Origin of the sequence: Streptomyces sp. NPDC047841, assembly GCF_040704085.1 — a bacterium.
Lineage (GTDB): Bacteria > Actinomycetota > Actinomycetes > Streptomycetales > Streptomycetaceae > Streptomyces > Streptomyces argyrophylli.
The window spans coordinates 1-3972 of sequence record NZ_JBEYRP010000077.1; the positions used below are offsets into that span (position 1 = coordinate 1).

Genomic DNA, 3972 nt, shown 5'->3' on the forward strand with positions numbered 1-3972 from the left:
ACTCGCCTACCTGCTCGGGGACCTCTGCGGGCGGCTGCGCGGCTGAGCGGCGGGCGAGCCGCTCGCCACCGAGGAAGGCAGAGGGCGCGTTCCCGTGGTCACGTGAAACCGGAGGACGGCCATGGAACCGGATGACCAGATCATGCAGGGACCCGGCGAGCGGAGAGTCGCCGAGGCGGCGGAACGGATCGTGGCCGAGGGCGGGCCACGGTTGCACCGCACCTGGACGTCCTTGGTCGCCACGTCACTGCTGGGCGGTATCGACGTCGGTGTCGGCGTCATGGCGCTGCTGTTCGTGCGGCACGCCACCGGCAGCGAGCTCCTGGCCGGACTGGCCTTCTCCGTGGGACTCATCGCCTTGCTGCTCGGGCACAGCGAACTGTTCACGGAGGGGTTCCTGGTGCCCGTCGCCACCGTCATCGCGGGCGCCGCCACCTGGCTGGACCTGGTCAGGATGTGGGGAACGGTCCTGGTGATGAACCTGGTCGGTGGATGGGTGTTCATGTGGCTGGTCATGCAGGCCTACCCGGACCTGCACCGCACCGCGGCCGCCTTGGGCGCGAAGTTCGTCGACGGCGGGTACACACTGGGCACGTTCTGCCTCGCCGTGCTGGGGGGCGGCGTCATCACGCTCATGACCCGTATGCACCATGGCAGTGAGTCCATGACCGGGAAGATCACCGCATCGATCACCACCGCGTTCGTCCTGGCCGGGCTCGGGCTGTGGCACTCGGTGCTGGACTCCCTCATCGCGTTCGCCGGCCTGCACACCGGCACGACGCCCTACGGTTACCTGGACTGGCTGAAGTGGCTGGCCTGGGCGGTCCTGGGCAACATCGTCGGCGGCCTCCTGCTGACCACGGCCCTGCGCCTCATCCGCAGTGCCCCCGTGCTGAGCGACGACACAGCACGAACCGGCCAGTGACGCCGGCGACCACCGGCCGCACCGAGGCGGCCGTCAGCCGTCCAGGGCACCGTTACGGTGCCTCGTTCCCCCACAAAGGAGTCATGCACGATGTCGCAGCCCGCACAGCAACAGCAGCCGCCCGGCACGGAAGCCCGTATGCGGCCCAGCCCCGACCACGGGGAGCACAGTTACCGGGGGTCGGGCCGGCTGGCCGGGAAGGCGGCGGTGATCACGGGCGGTGACAGTGGTATCGGCAAGGCCGTGGCCATCGCCTTCGCCCGGGAGGGCGCGGATCTCCTGCTCTCCTACCTGCCCGAGGAAGAGCAAGACGGCCGCGACACCGTGCACTGGGTGGAACAGGCCGGACGCAAGGCGGTCCTGCTCCCAGGGGACCTGGCGGATCCGGCGTACTGCCGCGAGGTGGTCGGGCGGGCGGTGGAGTCGTTCGGCCGGATCGACGTCCTGGTGAGCAACGCGGCGTTCCAGATGACCCGCGAGTCGCTGGAGGCGATCCCCGACGACGAGTGGGACCACACCCTGGCGGTCAACCTCAGCGCGATGTTCCACCTGTGCAAGGCGGCGGTGCCTCACATGCGGCCCGGGGCGTCGATCATCGCCACCACCTCCGTCAACTCCGACATGCCGGTGCCCACGCTATTGCCTTACGACGTGACCAAGGCGGGCATCGCCAACATGGTCGGGACCATGGCACAGCTGCTGGGCGAGCGCGGGATCCGCGTCAACAGCGTGGCCCCGGGGCCGATCTGGACACCGCTGATACCCGCGACGATGCCGCCAGAGCAGGTGGAGAACTTCGGCTCTCAGGTTCCGCTCAACCGTCCGGGCCAGCCGGCCGAGGTTGCCCCGGTCTATGTGCTGCTCGCCTCCGACGAGGGTTCGTACGTCTCCGGCGCCCGGATCGCGGTCACCGGCGGCCAGCCCATCCTCTGAAAAGCGGGGTGATGCTCACGGCGTTGCCGCACCAGGATGCTGCCGCTCCCGCCGAGCTGCTCGACGGTCTGCTCCTTGATGGTCTTCGACACGGCCGCTCCCCGTGTGTATGGACGGTGCGGGTGAGGAGGCCATCGTGTTCGAGGGCGCGGAGGGTTTGGGTCAGCATTTCCTGGGACTTGCCGGTGCCGGAGTCGCGGATCAGGCAAAGCGGCTGGCTCTTCCTGCTCCACTCGTGGCTGGCGAGGGTGTGGATGGGGGCGGGGTCGATGTTGGGGTTGGCATCGAAGTCGAACGTCCGGAGGGACTTCTCCCGCGGGGAGCCTGCCGCCTTGATCTCGGCCAGCCCGTCACCATGCTCGTGCACTCCGAGCCCCGCACGCGCGGCGTCCGGGGTCAGCGGGGCATTACGGTGGGACGCGAGGGCCTCCTGAGTACCGGTCGTAGATGTCGCAATCCACACCGAACCCAGAAGACCCTCACCTGTTCAAGCACCCAGCACGCATGTCACCAACGTCCCGGGACAGCACACCTAGGGCGTGCATCGAATGTCAGCCCCCGGCCCGGTCACGCTGCTTTCGTGTCTTCACCGGCCAGGAACGGATGCAACAGCGTCAGCAGGGCGCGCGGCCGGTGCAGCGGGATGATGTGGCCGCAATCTTCGATGACATGTCCGGCGAGATCGTCGGTGACCGGGCGGAGTTGGCGTTCCAGCGCAGCACCGACAGGCCGGGCGCCCAGCGCCATCGTTGGCGCCGTCAGGCGGGCAGTGGCGACCGCCTGCTCGATCTGTACCGCGCTCTCGGGCAGGGCCCGGTAGTACGAGAATGCGCGGTTCAACGCCTGGCGGCCGGTGTATGCGCGGACGAAGGCGTCCCGGAGGGCGGGGCGCACCCCGTCGCCGAGCGTGCCGGCGCTCAGGAACCAGTCGACGTAGGCGGCCTCGTGGCCCTCCAGCACGGTCTCGGCAAGGCCGGGCGCGGCGGAATGGAAGCCGAACCACCACGGTGGCCCGTCGGCGAGGAAGTCCTCGGCGCCGGGTAGCCTGCCCAGAAGAGACTCCATGACGACCAGGCGCCGGACGAGACCGGGGCGGCGCAGGGCGAGCAGGAAGGCCGGCGCGGTGCCCGCGTCGATGCCCACTACCGCAGCCGAGGACACGCCGAGCGTGGTGAGAAGCGCCGCGGCGTCCTCGGCCAGGGTGTCCGCGTCGTACCCGGAGGCGGCCGGGCTGCTCGCGCCGAACCCGCGCAGGTCCGGCGCGATGACGCGGTAGCGGCCGGACAGGTCGGCCATGACGTCCGTCCACAGCTCCCAGGTATGCGGGAAACCGTGCAGCAGTAGGACGGCCGGGCCCGATCCGGCGAGGGCGACGTTCAGTTCGACACCGTTGGCGGGGACGCGGCGCAGCTCGGGCATGGAGGGGCTCCAGATGTGGTGAGTGATGGTGACCAGGTCACGCTAAGGAACTATGCTGGTCCGCCCAAGACGGCACTTTCCCTTCAGGTGGTGAGCCCAGGGTGACCACGTCGAAGCCCGGCGGACGTGACCAGCGGCCCGGTGAGCGCGGTGACCTGCTGGATCCGCGCTGCCCGACCCGCCAGTTGCTCGACCGTATCGGCACCAAGTGGACGTCGATGGCGGTCAAGGTACTGGCCGAGGAGGCTCCGGGCGAGCTCCGTTTCGCGGAACTGCGGCGCCGTATCCCGGGCATCTCACAGAAGATGCTGTCCGTCACCCTGCAGAGCCTGGTCCGCGATGGCCTGGTCGCGCGCCGCGTGGAACCCACCGTGCCGCCCGCCGTCCACTACCGGCTCACCGAGCTCGGTCTGTCCCTCGAAAGACCGCTTTCCGCCCTGCGGGTCTGGGCCGAGACGCACATGCCGGAGATCAACCGCAGCAACCAGCTCGCCGACGAGTCACCCCCCGACTAAGGGGTGTCCCGTAACTGCTGGTCACAGGTGAGATGATCTTGCGGTGTCTGGTGTGATCACGGCGTCGGAGCCCGCTTGGATAGCCCCGTTCACCGGTCTGAGCCCGCGCCAGTTCGGCAAGCTGATCACTGCGCTCCGGCGTGAGGGTGCAGATCCGGTCCGCAAGGGCCGGCCCTGGAG

General features: G+C 69.3%; 4 protein-coding genes and 2 pseudogenes. 4 read left to right on the plus strand and 2 right to left on the minus strand.

The window, feature by feature from the left end; translation table 11 throughout:
* Positions 1 to 121: 121 nt before the first annotated feature.
* Both AB0947_RS42610 and AB0947_RS42615 read left to right on the plus strand, forming a co-directional pair.
* A complete protein-coding gene (locus AB0947_RS42610) occupies positions 122 to 925 on the plus strand; it encodes a formate/nitrite transporter family protein (RefSeq protein WP_366755730.1) in 804 nt (267 codons plus the stop codon).
* Between the two features lie 90 nt (positions 926 to 1015).
* The gene (locus AB0947_RS42615; protein ID WP_366755731.1) at positions 1016 to 1858 is read left to right on the plus strand and encodes an SDR family oxidoreductase; all 843 of its coding nucleotides are present in this window, start codon (positions 1016 to 1018) and stop codon (positions 1856 to 1858) included.
* A gap of 163 nt (positions 1859 to 2021) precedes the next feature.
* Here the strand turns inward: AB0947_RS42615 and AB0947_RS42620 are convergent.
* A pseudogene (locus AB0947_RS42620) lies at positions 2022 to 2195 on the minus strand (ATP-binding protein); the annotation flags it as partial.
* 230 nt (positions 2196 to 2425) lie between these two features.
* On the minus strand, positions 2426 to 3277 hold the full coding sequence (locus AB0947_RS42625) for an alpha/beta hydrolase (protein ID WP_366755732.1): 852 nt from the start codon (positions 3275 to 3277) through the stop codon (positions 2426 to 2428).
* A gap of 101 nt (positions 3278 to 3378) precedes the next feature.
* Between AB0947_RS42625 and AB0947_RS42630 the strand changes: the two genes are divergently transcribed.
* Positions 3379 to 3792 carry a helix-turn-helix domain-containing protein gene (locus tag AB0947_RS42630; protein WP_366755733.1) on the plus strand — a complete coding sequence of 138 codons (414 nt, stop codon included), beginning with the start codon at positions 3379 to 3381 and terminating at the stop codon, positions 3790 to 3792.
* A gap of 43 nt (positions 3793 to 3835) precedes the next feature.
* Positions 3836 to 3972, plus strand: a pseudogene (locus tag AB0947_RS42635) (IS5/IS1182 family transposase); the annotation flags it as partial.